General features: G+C 72.5%; 24 protein-coding genes, 1 tRNA gene and 3 pseudogenes. 4 read left to right on the forward strand and 24 right to left on the reverse strand.

What is annotated here, in order from left to right; all coding sequences use genetic code 11:
- Positions 1-323: 323 nt before the first annotated feature.
- The 5 genes from M3M55_RS06675 to M3M55_RS06695 form a co-directional block, all read right to left on the reverse strand.
- On the reverse strand, positions 324-1,763 hold the full coding sequence (locus M3M55_RS06675) for an aminotransferase class V-fold PLP-dependent enzyme (protein WP_249012050.1): 1,440 nt from the start codon (positions 1,761-1,763) through the stop codon (positions 324-326).
- A 64-nt stretch (positions 1,764-1,827) separates the two neighbouring features.
- Positions 1,828-2,847: a hypothetical protein gene (locus M3M55_RS06680; protein ID WP_249012051.1), complete on the reverse strand. Its 1,020-nt coding sequence runs from the start codon at positions 2,845-2,847 to the stop codon at positions 1,828-1,830.
- A gap of 172 nt (positions 2,848-3,019) precedes the next feature.
- Complete coding sequence (locus M3M55_RS06685) at positions 3,020-3,388, reverse strand: metal-sensitive transcriptional regulator (protein WP_249012052.1); 369 nt, start codon at positions 3,386-3,388, stop codon at positions 3,020-3,022.
- Between the two features lie 32 nt (positions 3,389-3,420).
- The gene (locus tag M3M55_RS06690) at positions 3,421-5,610 is read right to left on the reverse strand and encodes a cation-translocating P-type ATPase (RefSeq protein ID WP_249012053.1); all 2,190 of its coding nucleotides are present in this window, start codon (positions 5,608-5,610) and stop codon (positions 3,421-3,423) included.
- A 31-nt stretch (positions 5,611-5,641) separates the two neighbouring features.
- Positions 5,642-5,845, reverse strand: a complete 204-nt coding sequence (locus M3M55_RS06695) for a heavy-metal-associated domain-containing protein (RefSeq protein WP_249012054.1) — start codon at positions 5,843-5,845, stop codon at positions 5,642-5,644.
- Positions 5,846-5,957: 112 nt separating this feature from the next.
- On the opposite strand from M3M55_RS06695, the gene M3M55_RS06700 reads away from it, so the two are divergent.
- Positions 5,958-7,934: a chloride channel protein gene (locus tag M3M55_RS06700; RefSeq protein WP_371878734.1), complete on the forward strand. Its 1,977-nt coding sequence runs from the start codon at positions 5,958-5,960 to the stop codon at positions 7,932-7,934.
- A gap of 88 nt (positions 7,935-8,022) precedes the next feature.
- Here M3M55_RS06700 and M3M55_RS06705 read toward each other — a convergent pair.
- The 8 genes and pseudogenes from M3M55_RS06705 to M3M55_RS06735 form a co-directional block, all read right to left on the reverse strand.
- Positions 8,023-10,014 (reverse strand): annotated as a pseudogene (locus tag M3M55_RS06705) (glycosyltransferase family 2 protein); the annotation flags it as partial.
- The gene (locus M3M55_RS06710) at positions 9,965-10,843 is read right to left on the reverse strand and encodes a diguanylate cyclase (protein ID WP_249012406.1); all 879 of its coding nucleotides are present in this window, start codon (positions 10,841-10,843) and stop codon (positions 9,965-9,967) included. The pseudogene M3M55_RS06705 and the gene M3M55_RS06710, both read right to left, overlap by 50 nt.
- A complete protein-coding gene (locus M3M55_RS06715; RefSeq protein WP_249012056.1) occupies positions 10,729-11,316 on the reverse strand; it encodes a chemotaxis protein CheW in 588 nt (195 codons plus the stop codon). Before M3M55_RS06715 ends, M3M55_RS06710 begins: the two co-directional genes overlap by 115 nt.
- Positions 11,313-11,597 (reverse strand): hypothetical protein, encoded by a 285-nt coding sequence (locus M3M55_RS06720; protein WP_249012057.1) that lies wholly within the window; start codon positions 11,595-11,597, stop codon positions 11,313-11,315. The genes M3M55_RS06715 and M3M55_RS06720 overlap by 4 nt, the downstream gene beginning before the upstream one ends.
- The gene (locus M3M55_RS17570) at positions 11,560-11,865 is read right to left on the reverse strand and encodes a chemotaxis protein CheB (RefSeq protein WP_371878742.1); all 306 of its coding nucleotides are present in this window, start codon (positions 11,863-11,865) and stop codon (positions 11,560-11,562) included. Before M3M55_RS17570 ends, M3M55_RS06720 begins: the two co-directional genes overlap by 38 nt.
- Before the next feature lie 24 nt (positions 11,866-11,889).
- Positions 11,890-12,159, reverse strand: coding sequence for a hypothetical protein (locus tag M3M55_RS06725; RefSeq protein ID WP_249012058.1), 270 nt, complete (start codon positions 12,157-12,159; stop codon positions 11,890-11,892).
- Complete coding sequence (locus M3M55_RS06730) at positions 12,159-12,413, reverse strand: hypothetical protein (RefSeq protein WP_249012059.1); 255 nt, start codon at positions 12,411-12,413, stop codon at positions 12,159-12,161. Before M3M55_RS06730 ends, M3M55_RS06725 begins: the two co-directional genes overlap by 1 nt.
- Before the next feature lie 75 nt (positions 12,414-12,488).
- Complete coding sequence (locus tag M3M55_RS06735; protein ID WP_249012060.1) at positions 12,489-13,697, reverse strand: cation:proton antiporter; 1,209 nt, start codon at positions 13,695-13,697, stop codon at positions 12,489-12,491.
- Positions 13,698-13,970: 273 nt separating this feature from the next.
- On the opposite strand from M3M55_RS06735, the gene M3M55_RS17575 reads away from it, so the two are divergent.
- Entirely contained in the window at positions 13,971-14,327 is a 357-nt protein-coding gene (locus M3M55_RS17575) for a hypothetical protein (protein ID WP_371878743.1), read from the forward strand.
- A gap of 13 nt (positions 14,328-14,340) precedes the next feature.
- Here the strand turns inward: M3M55_RS17575 and M3M55_RS17580 are convergent.
- From M3M55_RS17580 to M3M55_RS06790, 11 genes and pseudogenes are all read right to left on the reverse strand, one after another.
- Positions 14,341-14,696 (reverse strand): annotated as a pseudogene (locus M3M55_RS17580) (VOC family protein).
- A gap of 54 nt (positions 14,697-14,750) precedes the next feature.
- Positions 14,751-15,197 (reverse strand): annotated as a pseudogene (locus M3M55_RS17585) (VOC family protein); the annotation flags it as partial.
- 65 nt (positions 15,198-15,262) lie between these two features.
- Complete coding sequence (locus M3M55_RS06745) at positions 15,263-15,991, reverse strand: class I SAM-dependent methyltransferase (protein ID WP_249012062.1); 729 nt, start codon at positions 15,989-15,991, stop codon at positions 15,263-15,265.
- On the reverse strand, positions 15,988-16,287 hold the full coding sequence (locus M3M55_RS06750; RefSeq protein WP_249012063.1) for an SHOCT domain-containing protein: 300 nt from the start codon (positions 16,285-16,287) through the stop codon (positions 15,988-15,990). Before M3M55_RS06750 ends, M3M55_RS06745 begins: the two co-directional genes overlap by 4 nt.
- Positions 16,288-16,585: 298 nt before the next feature.
- Positions 16,586-16,879, reverse strand: a complete 294-nt coding sequence (locus M3M55_RS06755; RefSeq protein ID WP_249012064.1) for a helix-turn-helix transcriptional regulator — start codon at positions 16,877-16,879, stop codon at positions 16,586-16,588.
- Positions 16,880-17,230: 351 nt separating this feature from the next.
- Positions 17,231-17,304: transfer RNA gene (locus tag M3M55_RS06760), tRNA-Arg, on the reverse strand.
- A gap of 114 nt (positions 17,305-17,418) precedes the next feature.
- The gene (locus tag M3M55_RS06765) at positions 17,419-18,645 is read right to left on the reverse strand and encodes a M20/M25/M40 family metallo-hydrolase (protein WP_249012065.1); all 1,227 of its coding nucleotides are present in this window, start codon (positions 18,643-18,645) and stop codon (positions 17,419-17,421) included.
- Positions 18,642-20,111: an argininosuccinate lyase gene (gene argH, locus M3M55_RS06775; protein WP_305883321.1), complete on the reverse strand. Its 1,470-nt coding sequence runs from the start codon at positions 20,109-20,111 to the stop codon at positions 18,642-18,644. Before argH ends, M3M55_RS06765 begins: the two co-directional genes overlap by 4 nt.
- On the reverse strand, positions 20,108-21,352 hold the full coding sequence (gene argG / locus M3M55_RS06780) for an argininosuccinate synthase (RefSeq protein ID WP_249012066.1): 1,245 nt from the start codon (positions 21,350-21,352) through the stop codon (positions 20,108-20,110). The genes argH and argG overlap by 4 nt, the downstream gene beginning before the upstream one ends.
- Positions 21,345-22,259 carry a hypothetical protein gene (locus M3M55_RS06785; RefSeq protein ID WP_249012067.1) on the reverse strand — a complete coding sequence of 305 codons (915 nt, stop codon included), beginning with the start codon at positions 22,257-22,259 and terminating at the stop codon, positions 21,345-21,347. The genes argG and M3M55_RS06785 overlap by 8 nt, the downstream gene beginning before the upstream one ends.
- A 167-nt stretch (positions 22,260-22,426) precedes the next feature.
- Entirely contained in the window at positions 22,427-22,621 is a 195-nt protein-coding gene (locus tag M3M55_RS06790; protein WP_249012068.1) for a CsbD family protein, read from the reverse strand.
- A 106-nt stretch (positions 22,622-22,727) separates the two neighbouring features.
- On the opposite strand from M3M55_RS06790, the gene M3M55_RS06795 reads away from it, so the two are divergent.
- Both M3M55_RS06795 and M3M55_RS06800 read left to right on the forward strand, forming a co-directional pair.
- Positions 22,728-23,582, forward strand: a complete 855-nt coding sequence (locus tag M3M55_RS06795) for an alpha/beta fold hydrolase (protein ID WP_249012069.1) — start codon at positions 22,728-22,730, stop codon at positions 23,580-23,582.
- 138 nt (positions 23,583-23,720) lie between these two features.
- Positions 23,721-26,081: an Ig-like domain repeat protein gene (locus M3M55_RS06800; protein WP_249012070.1), complete on the forward strand. Its 2,361-nt coding sequence runs from the start codon at positions 23,721-23,723 to the stop codon at positions 26,079-26,081.
- Positions 26,082-26,093 lie beyond the last annotated feature (12 nt).

The raw sequence follows: 26,093 nt of genomic DNA on the forward strand, positions 1-26,093 counted from the left end.
CGAGGTCCGGAGACCGGTGGGCAGGGCGGCCGCACGCTGCGCGAGGGCGGCTGCTGCGGCAGTTCGCCCCGGCCGCGAGCCTCGCGGGCGCTCTCCCCGCCCGCCCGGCCGACGGCCTGTCGGAGCTCAGGATGGAGGTCGTCGAGCTGACCGACGCTCGCGGTGAAGAGAGCGAGCGCCGCCTCGAGCTCGCCGCTGCGTCGCCGACTCGGCGGCTGAGGGTGCGGACGGCGGCGGCGGGGGCCGCCGGCGGATCCCGACCGCCCCCGCCGCCGACGGACGGCGGGGTCGAGCCGGGGGAGGCCACGACGGCCGGTCCGGTCTCAGCCGCCGAGCGCGGCGCCGACGCGCAGCACCTCGTCGACGAGGACGTGGACGTCGGCGTCGGTCGTGCGGAAGTTGACGAAGCAGGGGCGGATCGCCGTCGCTCCGTCGACGACGGCGGAGGCGACCCAGACGTGTCCGTCCTGTTGGAGGCGGCGGGTCACCTGCCGGTTGTGCTCGTCGATGTCGACGGCCGGGTCGGCCGGGAGGTGCTGGAAGGGAAGCACCGACAGGCTCGGCGGGCCGGTGAGCGGCGCGAGCCGGGGATGGGCCGCCACGAGGTCGTAGAGGAGCTGGGCGTGGGCGAGGTTCTGCTCGATCGCCGCTCGGAACCGCTCGGCCCCGTGCACCCGGAAGGCGAGCCAGAACTTCAGGGCACGGAACGGCCGTGAGTACTCGAGTGTGTGATCGACCGCGTTGGGCAGCTCCTCCTCGTCGGGCATATAGGACTTGGGGTGTCCGAAGGTCGCCTCGAGGACCGCGGGGTCGCGGACGAGTACGGCGCCGCAGGCCTTGGGCAGGTACAGCCACTTGTGCGGGTCGACGGTGAGCGAGTCCGCCCGCTCGAGTCCGGCGAAGTGCGCGCGCAGCCGCGGGATCGCCGCCGCCGGGGCGCCGTAGGCACCGTCGACGTGCAGCCACACGCCGTGATCGGCGGCGATGTCGGCGAGCTCGTCGATCGGGTCGATCGCGCCCGTCAGCGTCGTGCCGGCCGTCGCGACCACCGCCATCGGCGCGATCCCGGCGGCCCGGTCGGCCGCGATCGCCGCCGCGACGGCGGCGGGGTCGACGCCCCGGTCGGCCCGCTGGGGGAGGGCGCGGGTGAAGTCCCGGCCGATGCCGAGCAGCTCGACGGCGCGGACGACGGAGGCGTGCGCCTCCGCCGAGCAGTAGACGGCGACGGGCCGCCCGGCGAGCCCGCGGGTGCGGACGTCCGGGTAGAGGTGCTGGCGGGCGGCGGCGAGCGCGGTGACGTTGGAGATCGTCCCGCCACTGGTGAAGTGGCCGTCGGCGGCCGGGAAGCCGATGAAATCGGCGAGCCACCCGATCGCCTGGCTCTCGAGTTCGCTCGCCGCCGCCGACCAGGCGGCGAGGTTGATGTCAAAGGACTCCGCGAGCGCGTCGGCGAGGACCCCGGACTCGAGCCCCGAGCCGCCGACAAAGCCGAAGTAGCGCGGCCGGGACTGGGCGAGGCTGCGGTCGAGCACTGACATCGCTGCGTCGATCGCCTCGGGCAGTGGGCGCCCGTGCTCGGGAAGCGGTTCGGCCAGCAGTGTGCGCAGCGCGTCGTCGGCGGCGGGCTCGACCTCCCGCGCCCGGCGGAAGCCGTCCCAGGCGGTCGCAAGCTCCTGGCTGAGGCGCCCGAGCGCGATCGCGTCCGCCCCCGCGAGCCCGAGCGGCGGGGAGAGCGGGGAGGCCGGGGGCGCGAACTCTGACATGAACGCCACCCTAGTACAGCCTGGGCCCAGGCCCAAGCTCGTTTCCGCCGGCCGGCGCCGGTCCTCAGCCCGATCGTCTGGCGGTGCGACGGCGGACCGTTCGCGTAGCGCGGGTGCGGGGCGCCGGCTGGCCCGGGCAGTGTGCGGTGACGTAGCAGGCGAGCGGCGGCTCGGTGGACACGTGTGGGTAGGTCGCAAGCGTCTCTGCGACGCCGGCCCCGAGCGTGGCGAAGTCGAGCGGGAAGGTGAGCGGGTTGACGCCCGGCATCAGCGGATCGAGGCAGACCGACCGGGGCACGAGTGCCGGGTTGGCCGGTCCGGCATGGGTGAGCGCCTCCAGTGCGATCGCGTAGGCGGTCGCGTCGTAGGTGCCGATGCCGAGATGCTCGCTGACGTCGTTGGGACAGACCTGCTGGATCGCGACGTTGGTGATCGCCCCGTCCCCGGTGGTGAGGGCCGAGGACGGGTGGGGCCCGATGTTGGGCACGACGACCTCATCCGTGTCTGTGTAGATGTTCGTGTAGGAGATGCCCGCGAAGGTCTCCTGGTACGAGTTGAGGGCAGCGAGGAAGTGGGAGCCGATCGCCTGCTGCCAGATCGCCGGGGCGCAGCCGTCGGCGCAGGCCAGGTTCGCGTCGACCGTTCCGTGGTTGCTCGGGGAGAGACCGATTACGGCGTTCACCAGCGGCCGCGTGTCGGGCCAGAAGCGCAGCGCCCAGCGGGGCACCATCCCTCCCTGGGAGTGTCCGACGATGTCCACCTTCTGCCCGGACATCGCGTGCATCGTGCGGATCGCGGAGACGATGTACTCGCCCGCGATCTGGATGTCGGCCATGCCGTCGTTGGGCAGGTCGACCGTGCAGTACGGAATCTTCGCTCGGCTGAGGGCGGGCTCCCAGTTCCAGGCGAACTCGGACGGGTTGAGCAGGGTGCCGGGGACGAGCAGAACCGGGGCGCGGCGGGCGCGGGTGACCGAGGCGGTGCAGACAAGGGCGCTGCGCAACTGGGCAGCGGGAACGCTGAGGGACGGTCCGGGCTGATTCACGGGGGCGTAGGTGATCGCCAGAGCGGGCGTGGCCGTCACAAGCGCTCCCGCCAGCGTGGCGAACCCGGTGACGAGCGCCGCCCACAACCGGCGCGGTGACCGCGACGCCCCACGCCTCCGCCCACCTGTCCATGAACCGTTCCATGCGCGCATCCGCGACCCCTCCCGTCGACGACCCTGACTGACCTTACGGCGCGCAGATCGCCGTGGATCAGCGGCTGCGCATGAACCGGTGAACGGCGGCGAGCAGCTCCCGGCTCTTGGTCGCCGCCGCGTCCGGGTCCCCGGCGGCGAGGGCATCCGCGACGCAGTGGTTGACGTGCGCGTCGAGGATCCGGAAGGCGACCGCGTCCAGGGCCGTGCTCACCGCGGAGATCTGGGTGAGGATGTCAACGCAGTAACGGTCATCGGCGACCATTCGCTCCAGTCCGCGGACCTGACCCTCGATCCGGCGCAGCCGCTTGACGAGCGCGTCCTTCTCCGGCGCGTAGCCATACCCGCCGGCGGGCGGAGGGGAGGAGCCCGGCGCCGACGACGCCGGCGTGGTGCGCTTCGGCGCCGGGGTCGACGGCGCTGTCACCTCCCGTGCAGGCTGGCGAGCCGGCGGCACGGTCATGCCCCGGTCCGGCTCGACCGGAATCGGGTCAGGGTGAGTGAGTTGGCGACGACGGTGACGCTCGAGGCGGCCATCGCGGCGCTCGCCACGATCGGGTCGACGACCCCGGTGATGGCGAGCGGAAGCGCGACGACGTTGTAGGCGAAGGCCCAGAACAGGTTGGCCTTGATCGTCGAGAGCGTGCGGCGGGCGAGGGCGATCGCATCGACGGCGGCGCGCAGGTCACCGGAGACGAGGGTGAGGTCGGAGGCTTCGATGGCGACGTCACTGCCGGTTCCGATCGCCAGGCCGAGGTCGGCCTGGGTGAGGGCGGCGGCGTCATTGATCCCGTCCCCGACCATCGCGACGACCTCCCCGGCGCGCTGGCGTCGCTGCACCTCCGCCACCTTCCCGTCCGGCCGCACGCCCGCGCACACCTCGTCGATCCCCAGGGTGGCGGCGACGGCGCCAGCCGCGCGCGGGTTGTCCCCGGTGAGCAGCACGGGCCGGAGGCCGAGCCGGGTGAGCCCAGCGATCGCCTCCGCGCTTGTGGGCTTGACCCGGTCGGCGAGCGCGACGACTCCTGCCCCAGCGCCGTCGATGCCGACGACGACGACGGTCCGTCCCGCGGCCTCCTGCTCAACGACGGCGCGGCGCAGTTCCGCCGGGAGGCGGGCCTCGGCGTCACCGGGATCCGGGGGGCGCTCGACGGTGACGGTGTGGCCGGCCACCTCGGCCCGGACACCGAGGCCCGGATCGTTGTTGAAGGCCTCCGCGGTGGGAACGGTCACCCCGGTCGCCGCGGCGTGGGCGAGGATCGCGGCGCCGACCGGATGCTCGCTGGAGCGCTCGGCGGCCGCCGCAGCGGCGAGCAGCCCTTCGGTGTCGTGGCCCGGGCCGGCGATGACCGCCACGACGCTCATCCGACCTTCGGTCACCGTTCCGGTTTTGTCGAGGAGAACCGTCGTGATCCTGCGGCTGCGCTCGAGCACCTCGGGGCCGGAGAAGACGAGCCCCAACTGGGCGCCCCGGCCGGTGCCGGCGATCAGCGCCGTCGGCGTCGCGAGCCCGAGCGCGCACGGGCAGGCGATCACGAGCACGGCGACCGCGTGGGTGAAGGCGGCCGCCGCGTCCGCGCCCGACACCAGCCACCCGACGAGGGTGGCCAGAGAGAGGGCGATGACGACGGGTACGAACACGCCCGCGACCCGGTCGGCGAGCCGTTGCACCTGCGCCTTGCCGGCCTGGGCGGCGTTGACGAGACGGCCGATCTGCGCGAGCGTGGTCGCCTCGCCGACCCGGGTCGCGCGGACGACGAGCCGGCCGGTGGTGAGGATCGTCGCGCCGGTGACCTCGCTCCCCGGCTCGGCCCGCACCGGAAGCGGCTCACCGGTGAGCAGCGAGGCGTCCACCGCCGCGGCCCCTTCCTCGACGATGCCGTCCGTCGGGATCCGCTCGCCCGGACGGACGAGGAAGCGGTCACCGACTCTCAGCGTCGCTGCGGGCACCGGTCGGGCCTCTCCGTCCTCCCACAGCGACGCCTCCTGGGGATGGAGGGCGAGCAGAGCCCGCGTCGCCTCGCCGGTCCGCCGCTTGGCGCGAGCCTCCAGGAAGCGCCCGGCGAGGATGAAGGTGGTGATGAGGGCGGCGGTGTCGAAGTAGACGGGCTCTGACAGCCCGGTGAGGAGCACGACCGCCGACCAGGTCCAGGCGGCCAGGGTCCCGACGCTCACGAGCGTGTCCATCGTCGCGGCCCCGTGACGGGCGTTGGTGAGGGCGGCGGTGTGGAAGGGCCAGCCCGCCCAGAACACGACCGGGACGGTGAGAGCGAGGGCGACCCACTCCCAGCCGCTGAAGCGCAGCCCGGGGGCTAGGGCGAGCAGCACGACCGGAACCGACAGCGTGGCGGCGCCGAGGAGACGCCGGCGGTAGGGACCGACCGGGTCAGACGGGGTGCCGGTCGGTCCGGCGATCGCCGCGTGGTAACCGGCAGCCTCGACCGCGGCGATGAGCGCGCTGACGGAGGCGCGCTCGGGGTCAAAGGCGACGCTCGCCTGCTCGGAGGCGTAGTTGACGCTCGCGCTCACACCCTCGAGACGGTTGAGTCGCTTCTCGATCCGGGCGGCGCACGAGGCACACGTCATGCCGTCGAGTTCGAGCTCGACCGTCGCCGCGCCGGACTCGGAGGTCCCGGGGGAGACCGCCATCAGTCCGCCTCCTGCCCGGGGAGGCCGGCCATCAGTCCGCCTCGTACCCGGCGGCGTCGATCGCCTCCCGTAGGGCCCGATCGTCGAGGTTCTCCCCGCTCACGGTCACGCGCTTGCTCGTCAGGTCGACGTGGACGGTCACGACGCCGGTGACCTGGGTCAGCTCCTCCCGTACGGCCGTCTCGCAGTGGGCGCAGCTCATGCCGGGAACGTGGAAGTCGAGCGTCTCAGCCATCGGGGGCCTCCTCAGGAGAGTGAGAGTGAGCAGCGGGTCACAGATACCCCCCTGGAGTATATAGCGATCGGCACGCGGCAGATGTATCGCTGCCCGATAACATCGTGTCACGATGAAAGAGCAGAGCGAGCGACACCTCGGCGACTTCACCGCCACCCCATCCCTGCTCTGGCTTGTCCCCGTCGCCGTGCTCGTCGGCGTGCTCGCGGCCGGGATCTCCCTCGCCCTGCTCGACATGATCGGGTTCTTCACCAACCTCCTCTACTACGGCCGGCTCAGCGTCAGCCTCGTCTCCCCCGACCACAACACGCTCGGCTGGATCTCGGTGCTCATTCCGATCGGCGGTGGGTTGATCGTCGGCCTGACGGCCCGTTATGGCTCCGAGCAGATCCGCGGGCACGGCATCCCCGAGGCGATGGAGCGGATCCTCATCAACGGCAGCAGCGTCGCCCCGCGGCTGGCGATCCTCAAGCCGATCTCGAGCGCGATCAGCATCGGCACCGGCGGTCCCTTCGGCGCGGAGGGGCCGATCATCCTCACCGGCGGTGCGGTCGGCTCGCTCATCGGCCAGATGTTCTCCCTCACCGCGGCCCAGCGCCGCAGCCTCCTCGTCGCCGGTGCGTCGGCCGGGATGAGCGCGGTGTTCGGGACGCCGGTGGCGGCGACCCTGTTCGGCGTCGAGCTGCTCGCGTTCGAGTTCAAGCCCCGCTCGATGGTCCTGATCGGGATCGCCTCGGCGACCGCCGACGGGCTGCGGATGGTGATGGCCGCCCACCACCTCGTCCACCCCCAGCCACTGTTCCCGATCCCCGGTCACCCGCCGGTGCACGGCTTCGCCCTGTTCGGCGCCGCCGCCGTCGGACTCGTCGTCGGGCTCGCCGCCTGGGTGATGACCGAAGCGGTCTACGGTGCCGAGGATCTGTTCAAGCGCCTCAGCGGCCACCTGCACTGGATGTGGTGGCCGATGATCGGCGGGCTGATCATCGGACTCGGTGGAATGGTCGACTCCCGCGCCCTCGGGGTCGGCTATGACTCGATTCACGCCGAGCTGCTCGGACGGCTCGGGCTCGGCGCGCTGATCGCGCTGTTCTGCACCAAGCTGGTGATCTGGGCAGGCGGGCTGGGCGGCGGGACGAGCGGGGGGATCCTTGCCCCGATCCTGATGATGGGGGCGGCGATCGGCGGGATCCTCGGCCACATCCTCCCCGGGGCGACGGCCGGCGTGTGGGCCCTGATCGGGCTTGCCGCGGCCCTCGGCGGGGTGACCCGCTCCCCGTTCACCGCGATCATCTTCGCCTTCGAGCTGACCCACGACGCCAACAGCCTGCTCGCGCTGCTGATCGCCGCGACCGTCGCTCACCTCGTCAGCGTGCTCGTGCTGAAGCGGTCGATCCTCACCGAGAAGGTCGCGCGCCGCGGCTTCCACGTGATGCGCGAGTACGCTGTCGATCCGCTCGAGGCGACGTTCGTGCGCGAGGTGATGGAGACCGACGTGTTCACCGTCACGCCCGAGCAGCCGCTCGCCGAACTGCGTCGTACCCTCGCCGAGGGCTCACCGCACCGCCGCCAGCGCCTCTACCCGGTCATCGACCCTGACGCCCGCCTCCTCGGCGTGCTCGCCTTCTCGGCGGTGCTCGCCGAGCGGGACGGCTCCGTGACGGTCGCCGACGCGATGGTGAGCGCCCCGGTCAGCGCGCACGCCGACGAGATCCTCCGCGGGGTCGCCGACCGCATGTGTGAGCGCGAGCTCGGGGTACTGCCCGTGCTCAGCCGTGAGGATCGGCCCCGTCTGGAGGGGCTCATCACCGAGTTCAACCTGCTCCGGGCCCGCCAGAAGCTGCTGACCGAGGAGCGCCACGCCGAGCGGCTGTTGTATCCGCTCGGACGCCGGGCGCGCACTCAGATCACCGAGCCGCCCGCCCTCCCGGTCACACCCGCGCCGGCTCCCGACGACCCGGCCGACGAGCTGGGGCCCGACGCGTCGTTGCCGCGGACGCCAGTGGGATCGTCCAGTCCCACGGGTCGCGGTCTGGCACCGGAACCGCAGGTGGCACCGACCCCGACGCCTGACCCGGCTGGAGAGACCTGACCGTCCCGAACGGCGCCTCCGCGACCGGGGGGACGTTCTCGCGGCCGCGCAGCCGGTGCAGCGGCGCGAGCACGTGGCAGTACTCGAGCAGCCGGCGGTGGGCGGCCGGGTCGGCGTCACGGATCAGCGCGCCGACCGCCCAGCCGTCGCCGGCCGGCCGGCAGCTGACGATCTCCACGCCGAGGGCGATTGGGAGCGGGTCGTCGCCAAGGGTGGGCAGGGAGACGAGGGCGCGAGCGTGGAGGCCGACCGGGAGCGCGCTCCCCGTCCTCAGACCGATCCCGGCGGGAGTGAGGTCGGTGCTGTGGCAGATCAGGATCGCCGGTTCGAGGCCGGCGACGGTGAGGGAGACGGGGGCGTGCAGGCTGACCCGGTATTGGGTGCGCAACTGGGAGCGGCCGCCGAGCCGGACGAGGGTGCGCAGCACGCGGCGGAGCTCGATCAGCGCGAGGGTGGGGACGATCCAGCGCGCGATCCCGTGCACGGGCGGGAGCACCCCGACACCGAGGTCGGTGAGCAGACGGGCGATCACGCCGAGGGTGAGCGCGCCGGCGACGGCGAGCAACAGGCGCAGCTGAGACAGGGCCGTCCAGCCGCCGACGTCGACGCCCTCCTTGGGGGTGACCCGGAAGGTCGTCCGCCCGGGATGGATCACGCAGCGCAGAGCCCGCCCGTAGATCTCGGCGGTGGAGAGCTCGAAGTGGGTCGTGTCGGCGATCCGCTGGTAGCCGCGGCAGAGGCCGCTGCCGGCGCCGATCGACAGCAGCGTCGCTGGCGCCCACAGGAGGCCGAGCGTGGCGACGGTCGCATGCAGGGCGAGCTGTCCGCTCCACAGCATCGCCGCGAGCGTCGCCAGGGTGAGCAGCCGCACCGGGCCAGCCAGGTAGGAGGTGAGGCTGCCGAAGTAGCTGAGCCGCTGGGCGACGGTCAGCCTCCGGGCCCACAGCGGCGACTGGCGCGTACCGAAGACGGCGAGGTTCCCGCGCGCCCAGCGGTCGCGCTGGAGCAGATAGCTGGCGAGGTCGTGGGGGGCGAGGCCCTGGATGAGCACCTCATCGTGGTAGCGGGTGCGCCAGCCGGCCTGGTGGAGCTTGATCGTCGTGTGGAAGTCCTCGGCGATCGTGTCGGTGGCAACCCCCCCGACCTCCCGGAGGGCGGCGCGGCGGATGACCGCACCCGAGCCGCACCAGAACGCCGCGTTGTGACGGTCCTTACCGGGCATAACAACCGAGAAGAACACCGACTGCTCGTGTCGGCCCGGCTCGTAGTGCTGCACCGAATCGTGGTTGGAGAAGTCGTGCGGGGTCTGTACGAGGGCGACCCGCGGGTCGTCGAAGTACCCGACGAGGGCGTCGAGGGTGTCGGGGAGCGGGACGTGGTCGGCGTCGAGGACGAGCACGAGCGTGCCTTCGGTCCGCTCGAGGGCGGAGTTGATATTGCCCGCCTTGGCGTGGGTCCGCTCGGTCCGGGTCAGGTAGCGGGCTCCGTACTGGGCGGCGAGGGCCGCGGCCTCGGGCCGGTGGCCGTCGTCGAGCAGGTAGGTGGTGTGGGGGTGACGCAGAGCGGCGCAGCCGATCAGGGTCGCTGAGAGCACCGACTCGGGCTCGTCATAGGTACACACGTACACGTCGACGGTCGGCGGCTCGGACGTGCGGAGGGGCGGCCGGACCGCCGCGGGCCGCTCCCACCCGAACCACGTGAGCATCGCCAGGCTGTAGAGGCCGTAGGACTCGCAGACCAGCAGGACAGTCGACAGCCACAGGTTGGCGCCCTGCGCGCTCCAGCCGATCCGCCAGACGAGGTAGACCACCCCCCAGCCGAGGGCGATCAGCGCGAGCAGCCGGAGGGTGCGAGGGTGGCGCTCCCACCAGCGCCCCCAGCGGGTCTGCGCCCGTTCACCGGGCCGTTCCGCCCCGATTTCCGGGCGGATCCCCAGCAGCAGCCATTTCCACCACGTCATGTCCCCTGAGTCGTCGCCATCGCCCCCGTCCTTGCCTGTCCGGGCGCAGCGTCGTACACACGTCCAGGCTTCAGAGCGGGGCGAGCCGGGCGGCGTCGCCACCGGCGCGCTTGGCCTCATACATCGCCGCGTCGGCCCGGCGCAGAAGCGCCTCGGCACCGTCGCCCGTCCAGCTTGCGGCCCCGACGCTGACGGTGACCCTCAACGAGGTCCCGTCGTCGGCGGCAGTGAACGGAGTGTTGGCGACGATGTCCCGGAACGCCTCGGCGACCTTGAGCGCCCCGGCCGGTCCGATATCGGCGAGCAGGGCGACGAACTCCTCACCGCCCCAGCGGGCGAGCACATCCTCACGCCGGGCGCGCGTGTGCAGGCGGGCGGCAACACCGCTCAGCACCCGGTCCCCGGCGTCGTGGCCGAAGGTGTCGTTGATGGCCTTGAACGAGTCGATGTCGAGCAGCACGACCGACAGGGCGGCCCCGCGGCGCTGGCTGCGGCTGATCAGCTCCGCGAGCTTGTCCGCGGCGGCCCGGCGGTTGAACAGCCGCGTGAGCGGGTCGATGAAGGCGAGCTGTTCGAGCTGCTCGTTGCGTGCGCGCAACTCGTCCTGGACCCGTTTGAGGCGGCGGGCGACTCCGACGCGCGCGAGCAGCTCCCGGCGCTCGAACGGCTTGCGCAGGTAGTCCAAGGCGCCCGCGGCAAGGCTCGCCGCCATGTGCCCGGCGTCCTCGACCCCGGTGAGGAAGATCACGGGAATCTCCGCCAGCTGAGGATCGGCTTGCAGCTGCGCGAGCACCTCGTGTCCGTTGAGGATCGGCATCTCATGGTCGAGCAGGATCACGTCCGGCACGTACTCGCGGGCGAGGGTGAGGGCGTCGGCCCCGTCCTCGGCGGTGAGGACGTCATATCCGGCCGTGCGCAGCGCCGTCTCGGCAGCGTGGCGGGCGACGATCGAATCGTCGGCGAGCAGCACCCGGCCGAGGCTCCCGCGGTCCGCCCCGGGGGCGTCGGCTCGGGTCCGCCGGTGGCCTCCTGTGCGGGGGCGGCGGCTCCCCGCAGGTGACGGGTGAGGACGGCGGGGTCGAGCAGGAGCGTGTCGGCGACGGTGCTGAGGACGGTCGGCGCAGCCTGGCCGGCCGGGGGCGCCTGGAGGTCGCTCGCACGCATCCTGAGGACTCCGGTCACCTCGTCGACGAGCAGGCCGAAGTCGAGACCTTCGCTGCGAAGGATGAGCAGGTGCGCGCCTGCGGGGGCGAGCAGCCCGAGCACCGGCAGCGATCGCCCGCTGAGGCTCACCAGGCCGCTGACGCCCGGGAGAGGGTCCGGCAGCGGGCGGATGCTCTCGCGCTCGAGGACCCGTGAGACGGCGCTGACGTCGATGCCGTAGCGGGTGTCCGCCGCGCGGAAGGTGACGATCGCCCTCATCGGTGGGGCGCGATCTTGTCGGCGAGGAGATGGACGAGTTCCTCGGGGCGGTAGCCACCCAGGCTCACGCCGAGGGTGGTCGGGTCGCTGCGGCCGAGGGCGTCCCAGGCCGCCCGGAAGGCGCGACCGGCGCCCGGGTCCCCGGCCGCTTCGAGGGCGAGCCCGAGGGCGAGCGGGGACGGCGGACCGGGTACGGGCGGGGACGGCGGAAGACAGTCAGCGGGGCTGGCCCGACCCGGGCGATCAGCGCCGGCAGGATGTCCTCGGCGAGGGTGCTCCACAGGGACACGTCCCGGAACCACGCGCTCTCATGCATCGATACGAGCGGGAGCAGGTCGTCGAGGGCGGGGCTGTCGGGGGCGATCGCGGCGGCTGCTGGGCGGCCCCGTTCTCACGGTCGGCGCGCGGCATCCCGTCGACGACGGCGCTCTCCCCGTCCTGGGTGAAGCAGATCCCGCCGGCGGCCCGCAGGCGAGCGAGCCCGTCGGCCCCATTCCGGACCATGCCCGTGAGGATGCAGCCGATCCGGCGGGTGCCCGCGTGCAGGATGTTCTGCCCGCCTGGGGGCGGCTCTCAGCGCGAACTGTCGGTGCTCGGCACGTCGATGAGCTCCCGGAACTCCGGCAGGTCCGCCAGGGCGTTGAGATCCGCATCGTCGCGGGCGAAGCGGGCGAGTTCGGGCATCAACGCGACGGCGCTGCGCAGGTGCGCGAGCGCGTCGGCGTGGCGGCCGAGCCGGCTTTCGCTGCAGGCGACGTTGTAGAGCAGCTCCGGGTAGGCGACCTCCCCGGCGAGCAGCGACTCGGCGCGGGCGATCAGCTCCTCGTGGCGGCCGGCCTCCATCAGGGGACGCAGCGGCGACCACAGCTCCCACCCGCCGGGCCGGTAGGCCTCACCCTCCGGCCGCCGCCGATCGCGAGGATCGTCGTCGGCGCGGTCTCGGCAAACGCGGTGCGCATGACGCCGGGGCGGACGTGGACGAAGGTGCCGGCCGGGGCGCGGTGGCTCTCCCCGGCGAGCTCGAAGCGCGCGCTGCCGGTCAGCACGAGGTAGAGCTCGTCGAACTCCTCCAGGTGTGCGACGCCGTAGTCGGCCATCAGCGGCTCCTCCTCTCATGTGGGGTTCGGCCCGCTCGCAGCCTACCGGCCGACCGGGGCAGGGTGACGCCGCTTTCAGGATTCGCTGTCCGGCGCGCGGGTCGGGAGGCCGAGCCGTTCGGTGAGGGTGGGGACGAGGCTCCCCTGCACGGTGACGGAGACGAGCACGACGACGACGACGATCCCGAACAGCCGTCCGGCCTGGGCCGGATGGGCGGCGAGGATGAAGGTGCCCAGGAGGATCGGCACCGCGCCCTTGAGCCCGGCCGCGAGGACGAAGATCCGCTCGTTGCGGTCGAGCCGGGCGGGGAGCAGGCAGAGCCCGACGAGGACGGGGCGGATCACCAGGGCCAGGGCGAGGGCGATCACGAGCCCGGGCCCCCAGACGTCGGGGTGGGTGAGGCTCGCGAGGTTGACCATCAGCCCGAGCACGATGAACGCGACGATCTCGCCAAGGCTGGCGAGCGCGGCGTGGAACTGCTCGATCTCCCGCCGGTAGCGGGCCGGACGGTCGCCCAGGACGATCCCGGCGACGAACACGGCGAGAAACCCTGAGCCGTGGGCGAGCGAGGCGGCCCCGAACAGTACGAGCACACCGGTGAGCGTGCGCAGCGGATAGAGGCCCTCGCTCGGCAGTGACACGTGGCGCATGTGCCAGCCGAGCGCGAGGCCGCCGATCACGCCGACCGCCGCGCCGATTCCCATCTGCAGGCCGAACGTGCCGGCGACATGCCCGAGCGCGCCGGGGCCGATCGCGCCCGCGCCGAGCAGGCTCGCCATCAGCGCGATCCCGACAGGGTCGTTGGCGCCTGATTCGCCCTCGAGGATCGTGCTGCTGTGGCCGGCAATCTCACGCCGGCCGAGGACGGAGAAGACGACGGCCGGGTCGGTCGGGGAGACCGCGGTGGCGACGAGCAACGCCTCATACCACGTCAGGTCGAAGCCGAGGTGGATGAGCAGGCCGGTCGCCGCGACGGTGAGAAAGGTGCCGAGCACGCCGACGACGGTGATCGGGGCCGCCGCGGCCCGAAACCGCCGCCAGCCGATCTGGCGGCCGCCGTCAAAGAGGATGAAGACGAGCGCGACGCTGACGATCCGCTCCACGAGCCGGTCCGGGGGTGGCCCCAGGCCGCTGATCAGCTGCCGGGCGAGGGCGGCCGCGACCAGGAAGACGACCGGGAGGGGGATCCGGATGCGCTCGCCCGCCCGGTTGAGCAGCACCGCCGCGAGGCCAGTGCCGGCGACCACGAGCACGGCCAGCCCAAAGCTTGCGGACTCGCTCACAGACAGCACGCTCCTTGTGGTCGGGCAGGGACAGAGAATGCCGACCAGGCTTCCCGGCGCACCGGGGATAACCCTAGCGGTCCGGTGGTCCGTGCCGCGCGCCCGGCGGGATCGTTACGGACGCTGGTGGGGCCGCGAGGGACGGTCAGCTGCGAGGATCCGCGCCGTGTTCGAAACGCTGAGTGTCTCTGGCGCGGTCGGCGTGGGGTGAGGCTCACCTCCGCCGAGGCCCGGGCCCGGCTGCTCGCCCACGATCACGGTGTCCTCGCCACCGTGCACTCGACCCGGGGCGTGGACGCGGTGCCGTGTGTCTACGCCGTCGACGGGGACGGCCACCTCGCCGTGCCCGTCGATCAGATCAAGCCCAAGCGGCCAGGACCGCTCCAGCGGGAGCGCAACCTCGCCCGCGACCCGCGCGCGACGCTGCTGATCGACCACTGGGACCCGGTCGACTGGACGCGGCTGTGGTGGGTGCGGGCGAACCTCCTGGCGGTCCCCGCCGATCCGGCGCGGTCCGCCGCGCTCGGGGACCGTCTCCGTCAGCGCTACCCGCCCTACCGGGCCGCCGTCTGGGACCGTCTGCTCGTGTTTGAGATCGTCGCCGTGAGCGGGTGGGCCGGGTCGGCGTGAGGCGGTCCGCTGCTCAGCCGTCGTGATTGACCGACTCGATGTTGTGTCCGTCGGGATCGAGAATGAAGGCGGCGTAGTAACGGGGTGATAGTCCCGCTCACCCGGGCCGCCGTGGTCCGCATACCCCGCGGCGAGGGCGCTGGCGTGGAAGGCGTCGACGGTCGCGTTGTCGGCGGCGGAGAAGGCGATGTGCGCGGGTGGGGTGAGCGGGCGCCCATCGGAGACGAGCGAGAGGCTGAAGTCGCCGCCGAGCAGCTGGACGTGGCCGGGCTCCTGCACGCCGGTCCGCAACCCGGTGTGCGGGGCGATCGCGCCGTAGAAGCGCGACGACGCGGCGGGGTCCCGGACCCGGAGCCAGAGATGGTCGATGTGGCCGTCGGGCACGTGCGGCTCCCGGCCGGTGTGAACCGCCTCGACGTGGTTGCCGTCGGGGTCGAGCAGGAAGGCGCCGTAGTGGTCGGACCGGTCGGCGGTTCGCGGACCCGGCGGGCCGGCGGCCCGGTGGCCCGCGTCGACTCCGGCCTGCCAGAAGGCGTCCACCGCCGCGCGGGACGGCGCACGGAAGCCGACGTGCAGACCGCAGATGACCGGGTGTCGCGCGTCGCTCGGGCCGATCCAGAAGTCCTCCCACCCGATCATGTCCGCCCCCGTGTAGCTCGGTTGGGCCCCGAGGGCCGACAGCAGCGTGCGGTAGAACCGCTCGGATGCGGGGAAGTCGCCGACGGCCACTCCGACGTGATCGAACACCGAGCGAGCGTACCGGCCGGCTCTCCCGATGCGCGGTGCCCTGCAGCTGGCGCGGTACCGGCGACGGTGCGCGTCGCGCCAATGCGTGATCCTTCGCCGATACATACGCAGGGTCGAGCGCATGGTGGTTATCAGCTCACGGCACTGATCGAGAGGTTGGGCAAACGGCGCGCGGTGGGCTGGCGTGGTCAGGTCCGGCGCATGGTGACCTGCCACAGCCGGCGGGGGAGGTTGCCTTCCTCAAAGGCGGTGATGTCCTCAAGCGCAAAGCCCTCCGCCAGGCGGTCGACGAGGGCCTGGGTGAAGAAGTGGACGACGAAGCCGCCGTTCTCATAGAGGTTGTCGCCGAGGTCGCGGCCGGTTCCGTAGTCGGCATCGCCGGTATGGCGCGCGGTGTAGATGCACAGCCCGCCGGGTTCCAGGACGCGGTGGACCTCGCTAGCCAGGGCGGCAAGCTCGTCGCTGGAGAGGGCCATCGTGAAGAGCATGTGCGCGTAGCAGGCGTCAAAGGATCGGTCGGGAAAGGGCAGCGGCTGGCGGACGTCATGCACGGTGGTCGCCAGCAGCGGTGAGAGTTCGGGTCCGGCCTCTGCGGTGATCTGGGCCAGTCCGCCGGGGGCGTAGTCGGTGGCGTGCACATGCAGGCCTGCGCGTAGGAATGCGAGCGTGTCGCGGCCCTGGCCGGCGCCGAGTTCGAGCACCCGGGTGAGCTGCTCGGCGCTGAAGCGCTCGGTTGCGTAGCGTCCGGGTTGGCTGGGCTCTGCTCCGTACATGCCGGGCCGTGCGGTCAGGGTGCTTTGCCAGTGCTCGCGCTGAGCGGCGATCAGTCCTGCGGCGCCGTCAGCCGGGGTCGGGTTGCCGGCCAGGGTTGCGTGGGTGATCGTCGTGGGTTCGCGGGGCGGGTGAGTGTCGCTCATGGCCGTCGCCCGTGGGTCTTCTCGGCTGGTTCGGTGCGCAGTAGCCCGTCCAGGCGGCGTTCGAACTCGTCGGCGTCGATCTCACTGTGGGCGTAGCGATCTCGCAGGGTGACCAGCGGATCGGCGCCCGCGCGGCTGACGGCTGGTCCAATGTCGGCGCGTCTGGGACTGGACGGGCCACAGTGCGGCACGCGTCCCGCGCGGTGTAGCCCTACACGGGCGAGGCCGATCATGACCATGGCCATGATCGCCATCACGGCCAGCATCACGAGCGGCCAGGGAAAGCCGTATCCCATCTGCATCATTTCGTTGCCTCTTGATTGGTCATGTGGGTGTGGGTCTCGCCCTCCGGTGAGACCGGGATCTGGCCGAGGGAGATCGCCAGCGTGGTCACCTGCGCCCCCGCGGCGGCGGGATCCGTTCGCGGCGAGGAGCACCGGCAGTGAGCGGAACCCAAGTCCCGTGATCTCCTCAAAGGCGTCCGGGTCGCGGGTGATGTCACGAACGTCGACCGGGATGTCGGAGTCGGAGAGTTGAGCGGCGACGCTGCGACGGGCGAGGAAGCAGGTGCGGCAATAGAGGGGACGTGTGAGCTCACCGCAGGCTCCGGGCGTCAAGCAGTGAGCAGGCCGCATCCAGCGCAGGACGCAGCGCCTCGCTGGACGCGCAGTAGTAGATGTAGGTCCCGCGACGCTCGGCGCGCACCAGCCCGCGGTCGCGCAGGATCCGTAGATGGTGTGAGACCGTCGGTTGACGCAGCCCGGTCGCCTCAACGATCGCTCCCACGGGAACGCATGCGGTGTCGAGCGCGGAGAGGATCCGCAGCCGCGTGGGGTCAGCGAGCGCCTGCAGCAACTCGGCCAGCGCTTGGGCTTCGATCAGCTCCATCGGCGCAGAGAGCGTTTCAGCTGCCGCCATCTGAAGCCACCCCTATACGACCTATCGTGAGATCCATATATCTAGATATTACCACTGTGTCGGTGTCCCTTCCGGATAGCCGGCCGGGCACACACGTACGCCGACGACTCGCATCGGCGCTCACGGGTTCAAGCTCGCCGAACTGTCTGACCGCATCGAGGTCTGACCCCCCGAGCCTGCGACGCGACAGCCCCTCGGAGACGCGCATCGGACCAATCGGTGCCGCTCGCTGCGACTCCCCGCTGGTACTCCTTCACATCGGCGGTCCGCCCAAACGAAAATCGGCCTCTGAAAGAGGCCGATTACCGGAAGATTTTTGAGCGCGCCCGAAGGGATTCGAACCCCTGACCTTCGGTTCCGTAGACCGACGCTCTATCCAGCTGAGCTACGGGCGCGGGTGGCGGCGGACCGCCGGTCGCGCCGGGAGGTTCCGGCGCGGAGGTCGATGGTAGCGCGGTCGTCCCGCGGCGCCACGGGCCCTGCCGGGCCGCTTGAGACGCGCGGCGGATTCACAGCTCGCCGGCGGCGGCGAGCACCCCGTCGAGCAGGGCGGTGAGATGCTCGAGCTCGACGGCGGGGAGGCTCTCCTGCACCGAGTGCGGATTGCGCCCACCGGAGGCGATTCCCAGCGTCGCCAGGCCCATGCCGGCGAGGAAGTTCGCCTCCAGGGTCGCCGAGCAGCTCTCACGCACGACGCTCAGCCCGAGGCGGTCGGCCGCCGCCGTCACGAGGGCGAGGTTCACCTCTGCCCCGCCCGGGGGGAACGGCGGCGCCCCCTCCTCGATCATCTCGATCACCTCGACGCTCACCTCCCGGCGGGCGCCGACCGCCGTGGCGACGGCGCGCACCTGCTCGATCCGCGCCGCCAGCGCCGAGGCGGTGAACGCCCGCGCCTCCCCGACGAGCTCGGCCCGGTCCGGGACGATGTTGCTCGCCGACCCGCCGTGGACGGCGCTGATGTTGAGCACCGACTCGCCGACCCAGCCGAGCTCGAGCCCGGCGACGATCTCACAGGCGGCCTGAACGGCGTGGCGGCCCGCGGCGGGGTCCTTGGCCGCGTGGGCGCGACGGCCGCCGACGAGCACCCGGAAGGGCACCTGTCCGAGCGCCGATTCGAGCACCGTCCCGACCGGGGAGCTGCCGTCCACCGGGAAGGCGAGGTCGACCTCGGCCGCGAGCGGGTCCAGCGCGGTCACGCCCATCCGCCCGCGCTCCTCACATGTGCTGAAGACGGCGATCAGGTTCGCGTGCTCGGGCCGGGGCCGGGCCAGCAGCGACAGCAGCGCAGCGACCGCCGCCTGGTTGTCGGCGCCGAGGATCGTCGGTCCGGCGCTGTGGATCACCCCGTCCCCATCGAGGACCGGGACGATCTGCTCGCCCGGCTCCTGCACGGTGTCGAGGTGGGCGACGAACAGGACCGTCGGTGAACCCGGTCGCCCGGGCCGGCGGACGATCAGGTTGCCGGTGTCCGAGCCCGTCAGCGCGGCCGCGCCGTCACGGACACAGGCGAGCCCGCACTCTCCGAGCCACCGTTCGATCGCGCCGGCGAGGGCCCCCTCGGCGCCGCTCGGCGACGGGATCGCGCTGAGCGCGAGAAACAGCTCCAGCGGGGTGCCCGGCGGTGGCGGCAGCGCCGCGCCCGCCTCCGGCACCGCGCCCAACCCCGCCCCCGCGTCCGGCACCGCGCCCGCCCGCGCACCCGCGCCGGCCCCACCGCCCTCCCGCGGCCCGCTCATCCCTCCGCGAGGGCCCGTATCCGTGCCCGGGCGGCCTGCACCCGCTCGGTCTCCGCCCGCGCCCAGGCGGCCCGCTCCCCGGCCCGCTCGCGCCGGTCAGCCAGCCACGCCTCCATCCGCTCGGGGGTCGTCCCGCCGATGTTGCCCCGCCGCGCGAGCGCGGCCCGCGGGTCGGTGCCCGCGGCGATCTCCTCGGCGCTGACGGTCAGCTCGAGGCCGATCACCGCCGCCTGCTCGGCGATCTCCTCCGGGGTGAGTGACTCGACCCGCCGGTCGGCTTCGATCGCCGCCTTCACCGCCCGCCCGACGATGCCGTGCATCTCCCGGAACGGCACGCGATGGGTCTGGGCGAGGTACTCGGCGAGATCGGTCGCCATGCAGTGGTTGGCCCGGACGGCCTCGAGCATCGCCTCCGCGTTGAACTGCACCCCGTCGATGACGAGCTCCGCCTGGGTCAGGCTCGCGCTGAGGGACGCCAGTCCGCGCAGGATCGGCGCCTTGGTGTCCCGCGAGTCACGGTTGTATCCCGACGGGAGCGCCTTGAGCACCTCCAGGGCGTGCAGCAGGTAGGAGTAGATCTCACTCGCCTGCCCGCGCAGCAGCTCGAGCACGTCCGGGTTGCGCTTCTGGGGCATGATCGAGCTGCCCGTCAGCCGTCCCATCCGGGCGGCCTGCCCGGTCCCGAGCACCGCGTACCCGTACTCCCAGGTGTTGAACAGCAGCAGGTCCTGGGCGAACTTCGACAGGTGCAGGGCGAGGAAGGCGAGGCCGGAGAGGAAGTCCGCGTCACTCTCCCCGCGGGAGGAGATCGCGTCGAGGGGGATCTCGACCGTCGTCGCGAACCCGAGCAGCTCGCGGGTGTAGTCGCGGTCCAGCGGCCAGGTCGTGCCGTGCGATTCGGCGGCCCCGAGCGGGTTGCTGTCATGCCGTGCGTAGGCGTCGCGGAGCCGGTCGAAATCGCGGGCGAACATGTCCGCGTAGGCCCCACACCACTGCCCGACGGTCGTCGGCCGGGCCGGCTGCATGTGCGTGTAGCCGGGCATCACGGTGTCCCGGTCCGCCGCCGCCCGCGCGACGAACGCCCCGACGAGCCCGGCGAGGCGCTCCATCACCACGAGCAGCCGCGCCCGCACCGCGAGCTTCTGGGCGGTCAGCACCTGGTCGTTGCGGGAGCGGCCGGTGTGGACCTGGTAGCCGATGTGGTCCCCGACCCGGTCGACGATCATCTTCTCCAGCGTCAGCTGGGCTCCGTACCCGGGCTCGTAGCGGAACTCCCCGGCCACACAGATCGCCTCGATCTCCACGAGCGCGGCGAGCGCGGCCCGCGCGTCCGCCTCGGACATGATCTGCTGGCGGGCGAGCATCAGCACGTGGGCCTGGGTGGCGAGGCAGTCGTACTCGGCGAGGATGCGGTCAAAGCCCTCGGCTTCGGCCGAGGCGATCCACGCATCGGTGTCGGTGCTCATGCGCCGGACTCCCGGGAGCCCCCGGCGGCGTCGCTGGCTACCTGGCCAGCGACGCCGTAGACGCGCGCGAAGCTGCGCGCCTCCGTCCCGCTCCAGGCCGCCGACCCGTGCCCGTAGGTCGATCCGAGCCGGGAGCTGCTCGCGAGCAGGCTGTGGGGGCTGTCGGCCCCGAGGCAGATCACGTTCGCCCGGTGCAGGCGGACACGGACGGTCCCGTTCACCCGCCGCTGGGATGCGTCGAGGAAGGCGCGGATGTCCTCGAGCAGGGGCTCGTAGTAGTGGCCCTCATGGAGCAGGTCGCCGAAGGTGGTGGCGAGGGCGGCCTTCTCGTTCTGCTGGCGGGTGCTGAGCACGAGCCGTTCCAGTTCGCGGTGGGCGGCCATCAGGATCGTGATGCCGGGCGCCTCGAACCCGAGCCGCGCCCCCGTCCCCATGATGGACGTCCCGGTGTGGATCCCCCGTCCGATCCCGTGCTCGGCCCCGAGGCGGTTGAGCGCCGCCAGCAGTTCGAAGCCCGGCTCGTGCACCGGGTCGGCGGCCCCGGCGATCACCCGCACCTCCGTCGGCAGCCCGGCGCTGAAGGCGATCTCGAGCTCGACCGGGTCCGCGGGCGTGTCGGCGATCGCCCGGGTCGCGGGCCACGCCTCCTCGGGCAGGTACTCCCAGGAGCCGTACGTCTCCGCGCCGCCGATCGAGGTGCCCATCAGCCCCTGGTTGTAGGAGTAGGTGGAGGTTTTCGCGGGGACACTGATCCCGCGGGCGGTCAGCCACTCGGTCGCGACCTCCCGGGTGATCTCCTGGTCGCGGATCGGGCTGAGGATCGCCAGGCCGGGCGCGAGGGTGGCGATCACCGTGTCAAAGCGGACGTGGTCGTTGCCCGCGCCGGTGGAGCCGTGGGCGACCGCGGTCGCCGACCGCGCGACCGCGAGCCGGGCGACCGCCTCGGCCTGGACCATCCGCTCGACGCCGACACAGGACGGGTAGGCCCCGTTGCGCAGGTAGTTGCCTTTGAGCAGGTAGGTGATGAAGTCGTCGTAGAGCCGGGCGCGGGCGTCGAGGACGACGTGCTCGGCGGCCCCGAGCTCGCTCGCGCGGGCGGCGACGGCGGCGAGTTCGGCCTCGTCCATCCCGCCCGTGTCGACGAGCGCGGTGATCACCTCGGCGCCCTCCTCGGTGAGCCGGGCGAGGCAGTAGGAGGTGTCCAGCCCGCCGGAGAAGGCGAGCACGATCGGTTCAGCCATGGTCGACTCCATCCTCGATGGGGGTGATGCGCACGGGCACGAGCGACTGGCCGTCGGCGATGATCAGCCCCGGCTCGATGATCTCGACCCGGTGACGGCCGGCATCGATGGTCGCCTGCAGCTCGAGGTGGCGGGCGCGGTCACCGGCGGCCACGAGCAGCGTCGGTTCGCCGGGGCTCGCGCCCGCGTCGACCGCGGGGGTGCCGTCGCTCGACAGCGGGCGCGCCGGGGTGGCGGCACCGGCGCGCCAGGCGGTGACGTCGGTCGCGTAGACGAAGGATCCGGCGGCGGTGTGCAGGTCGACGGTCGCCGCCTCAATCCGGGCGGGTCCGAACTTGACGTGCGCGCGGAGGGACAGGTTGTCGTACTGGGTGACGCCGGTGACGACCTCGGCCCGGTAGGTCTCCAGTCCGATCGCCTTGACGGCGAAGCCGAGGCCGGCGTGGGGGATCGCCGAGCACATCGACCAGCCCATCCAGCGGCCGCGCTGCGCGGTCGGGGCCGCGCAGTAGCCGGCGATCGGGACCGGCCCGGTGTACCCCTGCGCGTGGACGTCGGCGAGGACGAGCTCGAGGATGTGGCGTTCGTTGGGGCCGACCCGGAAGCGGGTGAGGATCGGTTCGAGGTTCGCCTGGTCACAGGCGGCGATGATCAGCCCGGAGGCCATCAGCGCGTGATCGACGAGCACCCAGTTGGGCATCGGCATCTCCCGCGGCCCGAACGCGTAGGCGTCCATCTGGTTCCACAGGCGCAGGAGGTCGTCGTGACGCCAGCCGCGCGCGAGGAAGGGCAGCGGGGTGAGGTCGACCCCGAGCGGGGTGAGGTTGAAGTTCGCGAGGTTCGCGGGGGCGGCGGCGACGAAGAACTGCACGCCGAGGTCGGCGAGTTCCGCGCACCTCGACCTCACGCCTGCGGGGCTCGTATCCACAGGCGCGAGGGTAGCTTCCGGACGCAGTCGAGCGCCGCCACGCGGGGGACACGCGGCGGCGCTCGACTGTGACCGGCCGGTCAGCGGGGTCGGTCAAGCCCTGACCGGCCCGGCCGGGGCCGTGTCGGTCAGGACGAACGGACGGGTCAGTGGCTGACGGCGTCCTTGACCTTCTGGGCGGCGTCCTTGAGGTCGTTGCCGATGCCCTTGATCTCGCTCACGACCTGGTCCTTGCGGCCCTCGTTGGCGAGGTCCGGGTCGTTGGTCTTCTCACCGACCGTCTCCTTGGCCTGGCCCTTGAGGTTCTCGGCCTTGTTCTTCGCGTCGTCGGTCAAGCTCATGTCGCGCTCCTTGTGTCGGGGACAACGTTGGTACTCATGAGATGCCCCGGGGCGGTGCCGGTCAATCCCCGGACGACTGTGCGCTTGCTCATATAAGGTCCGGCTCATGCTGAGCCACGCCGACTGGGTGCGGGCCGGGGAGCTCCAGACGCTGCTGGGTGCCTCGATCTTCTGCCGGGCCGACGGTCCGCCTGGGGCGCCGGCGGTCACCGTCCTGCACGGGTTTCCGACCTCTTCCTATGACTTTCACCTCCAGGTGGCGGCGCTCGCCGGCGCGGGTCGGCGGGTGATCTCTCTCGACCTGCTCGGCTTCGGAGCGAGTGACAAGCCGCGCCGGCACCGCTACTCGATCCTCGAGCAGGCCGATCTCGTGATGGCGCTGTGGCGGGCCTGGGGGATCACCGAAACGGCGATCGTCGCCCACGACTACGGGGTCAGCGTCGCCCAGGAGCTGCTCGCCCGCGACCCCGGCCGCGTCTCGGCGATGGTGTGGCTCAACGGCGGCCTCTACCCGGACCTGCACCGCCCGATCCCCGTCCAGCGGCTGCTGCACAGCCCGGCGGGGGTGCTGCTGGGCCCGCTCGCCTCCGAGCGGACCTTCGCCGCCGCGCTCGCCCAGATCCTCGGGCGCCCCTGGCCGGCGCCGCTCACCCACGAGCTGTGGCTCGCCACCCGCGCCGGGGGTGGCCGCTGGGTCCAGCACCGCCTCCTCAGCTACATCGACGACCGTCGCCGTCACGCCGAGCGCTGGCGGGCCGCCCTCGAGGGTTACCCCGGCCCGACCCTGTGCCTGTGGGGGCCGGCCGACCCGATCAGCGGCGCCCACGTCCTCACCCGGCTGCGCGAGCGGCTGCCCGCCGCCCGCTGCGTCGCCCTCGACGATCCCCCAGCGGTCGGCCACTACCCCCAGCTCGAGGCGCCCGAGGCGGTCAGCGCCGCGCTCGTCGACTTCCTCGGCTGACCGGAGTCGCGAGCGGTCCGCGACGGTCCCGCGGTCCGCGACGGTCCCGAGTTGAACGGCAAGTTCCCTGCGCATAGACTCGGAGCGAGTCGTCCCGGCGGCTGTGCCGGACCACCGAGCGGAAATGAGGGTGTGGGCATGAGGTCATCGGCGCTGTGTCGCAGGACGGGCGTGTTCGGGGTGAGCCTGCTGCTCACCGTCCTGGTGGCGGCGGTGATGGCGTCATCGGCGTTGGCGGCCGAATGTGGCACGGGAACGCTCTCCGGCAAGACCTGCACCTACACCACGGCGGGTCAGAACCAGTTCACGGTCCCCGCCGGGGTGACCGAGATCACGGTCACCGCCGTCGGAGGAGCGGGCGACGGCGGCGGCCCCGGCGCCGCCGGCGGGAGGGGGGCGACAGTTACCGCCGACCTTCCGGTGTCCGCGGGGACCACCTACTACACGGAGGTTGGCGCGGCGGGCGCGACGGCGGGGGCAGGGGGCACCGCCTCGGACGTCCAGACCTGCTCAGACATCGCCTCCGGGTGCACCGACACAGGCATCGTCGGGTCCGACCCGCGCCTGCTCGTCGCCGCCGGCGGTGGCGGTGGTGGCGGGGGCACGTCCACGGTGGCCGGTGGGCCCGGCGGCAACGCCGGGACGGGCACGACCGGATCGACCTCGGGCATCGGCGGGGTCGGCTCGAGCACCACAACGGCCGGGGCGGAGGGCGGCAGCGCCGACTACACGTCGAGCACCGGCAGTGCGCCGACCGACTGCACCGGTGGCACCCCGGGCAGCGCCACAACCGGCGGGGCTGGGGAGACGGGTACGGAGGCGGGGGGCGGCGGCGGCGGCGGCTGGTTCGGCGGGGACGGCGGCTGTTCGGGCACCGACGCGGGCGGCGGTGGTGGTGCCGGGCTCAGCTACGTCGAGTCCTCGGCGACCGGCATCAATGTCAGTGCCCCGGCGGCGACGCCGGAGGTGGTCGTCACGTTCCTCGACCCGACCTCCACCCAGATCTCCTGCGCGCCCGCGGTCGTCCCGGTCGGCTCCTCAGCCTCCTGCAGCGTCTACGTCGTCGACAACGCATCAAGCCCGACGAGCCCGACGGGCACCGTCAGCTTCAGCTCCACCGGCCTGGGCTCCTTCAGCTCCTCCAGTTGCACGCTCACCGCAAGCCAGAACGTCGCCGGCTACTGCACGGTCACCTACACGCCGTCCAGCTTCAACCCCGGCTCCGTGCAGACCCTGTATGCGAGCTACGGCGGGGACACCGCCCACAGCACGTCTGAGGGCAGCACGACGGTGAGCACGAGCCTGCATCCGACGGCGACGGCGGTCAGTTGCTCTCCCACGTCGGTCACCGTCTCAGGCGGCTCGACCTGCACGGCCACCGTCCGCGACACCTCGAGCAGCGGGGTGAGCACGCCGACGGGGAACGTCAGCTTCAGCTCCAACAGTCCCGGTGCGTTCTCACCCACCAGCGCCTGCACGCTGACGAGCACGAGCACGTTCGGGACGGCCAGCTGCAGCGTCACCTACACCCCCTCAGCGATCGGCAGCGGCACCCACACGATCACCGCCGCCTACGTCGGCGACAGCTCCCACGCGGCGAGCTCGAGCACGACGACCGTCACGGTGTCGGGGCATCCGAGCACGGCGGCGCTCAGTTGCGCGAACCCGTCGGGCCAGCTCGGGGTGCCGATCACCTGCACGGTCACCGTCTCTGACAGCGCCGGCGTGACCCCGGCCGGGACGGTGACGTTCGCCTCGACGCTCGCGGGCAGCTTCGCTCCGGCGGGCGGCTGTGGCCTTACGGGCACCGCGACCGCGGGCCAGGCGGCCTGCTCGGTCACCTTCACCCCGACCGCGCTGGGCAACGGCACGATCAGCGCCGCCTACCCCGGCGAGAGCGTGCTCGCGCCGAGCAGGGCGGCCACGACGATCAGCGTCGCCGCGGTGGCGACGAACGTCGCGGTGCCGGCGGCGTCCAAGCGGTTCCTCGCCGCCGGCCAGCGCGTCACCTTCACCACGACGGTGAGCGCGGCGGCCGGCAGCGCCCAGGTGAGCGGCGGAACGGTCACCTTCCACCTCCTCGACGGCGAGCGGTTGTGTGTCGCCACCGTCGGCGCCGGCGGGAGCGCGTCCTGCGCCACGAGCGCCCTTCGGGTCGGGATCTCGCGAGTGGTGGCGACCTACAGCGGCGCGACCGGGTTCGTCGCAGCGACCTCAGGCCCGCGGGTCGAGAAGGCGTTCCCCGGCATCACGATCATCATCCGCTCCCCCCGGCGCAACGGCACCTACCGCCGCGGCCAGTTCGTCCGTGTCGTCTACATCTGCCGGGCGACGGTCGGCCTGGCCCGCCGGCGCGGCTGCGTCGCCACCCAGCGTGACCACCAGCGGCTCAACACCCGGACCCTCGGCCGCCACGTCTTCCGGGTCACGGTGACGACACGGGCCGGGGTGCGCCGCACCGTCACCGTCGTCTACCGGGTGACCGCGCCGCGCGGGTGAGGGGCTGCCGAC

Origin of the sequence: Conexibacter sp. DBS9H8, from assembly GCF_023330685.1 — a bacterium.
GTDB lineage: Bacteria > Actinomycetota > Thermoleophilia > Solirubrobacterales > Solirubrobacteraceae > Palsa-465.

Coding starts and splice junctions, on each gene's coding strand:
- M3M55_RS06675 (WP_249012050.1), bottom strand. CDS start 1,763: ATGTCAGAGTTCGCGCCCCCGGCCTCCCCGCTCTCCCCGCCGCTCGGG.
- M3M55_RS06690 (WP_249012053.1), bottom strand. CDS start 5,610: ATGGCGGTCTCCCCCGGGACCTCCGAGTCCGGCGCGGCGACGGTCGAG.
- M3M55_RS06695 (WP_249012054.1), bottom strand. CDS start 5,845: ATGGCTGAGACGCTCGACTTCCACGTTCCCGGCATGAGCTGCGCCCAC.
- M3M55_RS06700 (WP_371878734.1), top strand. CDS start 5,958: ATGAAAGAGCAGAGCGAGCGACACCTCGGCGACTTCACCGCCACCCCA.
- M3M55_RS06715 (WP_249012056.1), bottom strand. CDS start 11,316: ATGAGGGCGATCGTCACCTTCCGCGCGGCGGACACCCGCTACGGCATC.
- M3M55_RS06725 (WP_249012058.1), bottom strand. CDS start 12,159: ATGGAGGCCGGCCGCCACGAGGAGCTGATCGCCCGCGCCGAGTCGCTG.
- M3M55_RS06730 (WP_249012059.1), bottom strand. CDS start 12,413: ATGGCCGACTACGGCGTCGCACACCTGGAGGAGTTCGACGAGCTCTAC.
- M3M55_RS06745 (WP_249012062.1), bottom strand. CDS start 15,991: ATGAGCGACACTCACCCGCCCCGCGAACCCACGACGATCACCCACGCA.
- M3M55_RS06750 (WP_249012063.1), bottom strand. CDS start 16,287: ATGGGATACGGCTTTCCCTGGCCGCTCGTGATGCTGGCCGTGATGGCG.
- M3M55_RS06755 (WP_249012064.1), bottom strand. CDS start 16,879: ATGGAGCTGATCGAAGCCCAAGCGCTGGCCGAGTTGCTGCAGGCGCTC.
- M3M55_RS06765 (WP_249012065.1), bottom strand. CDS start 18,645: ATGAGCGGGCCGCGGGAGGGCGGTGGGGCCGGCGCGGGTGCGCGGGCG.
- argH (WP_305883321.1), bottom strand. CDS start 20,111: ATGAGCACCGACACCGATGCGTGGATCGCCTCGGCCGAAGCCGAGGGC.
- argG (WP_249012066.1), bottom strand. CDS start 21,352: ATGGCTGAACCGATCGTGCTCGCCTTCTCCGGCGGGCTGGACACCTCC.
- M3M55_RS06790 (WP_249012068.1), bottom strand. CDS start 22,621: ATGAGCTTGACCGACGACGCGAAGAACAAGGCCGAGAACCTCAAGGGC.
- M3M55_RS06795 (WP_249012069.1), top strand. CDS start 22,728: ATGCTGAGCCACGCCGACTGGGTGCGGGCCGGGGAGCTCCAGACGCTG.
- M3M55_RS06800 (WP_249012070.1), top strand. CDS start 23,721: ATGAGGTCATCGGCGCTGTGTCGCAGGACGGGCGTGTTCGGGGTGAGC.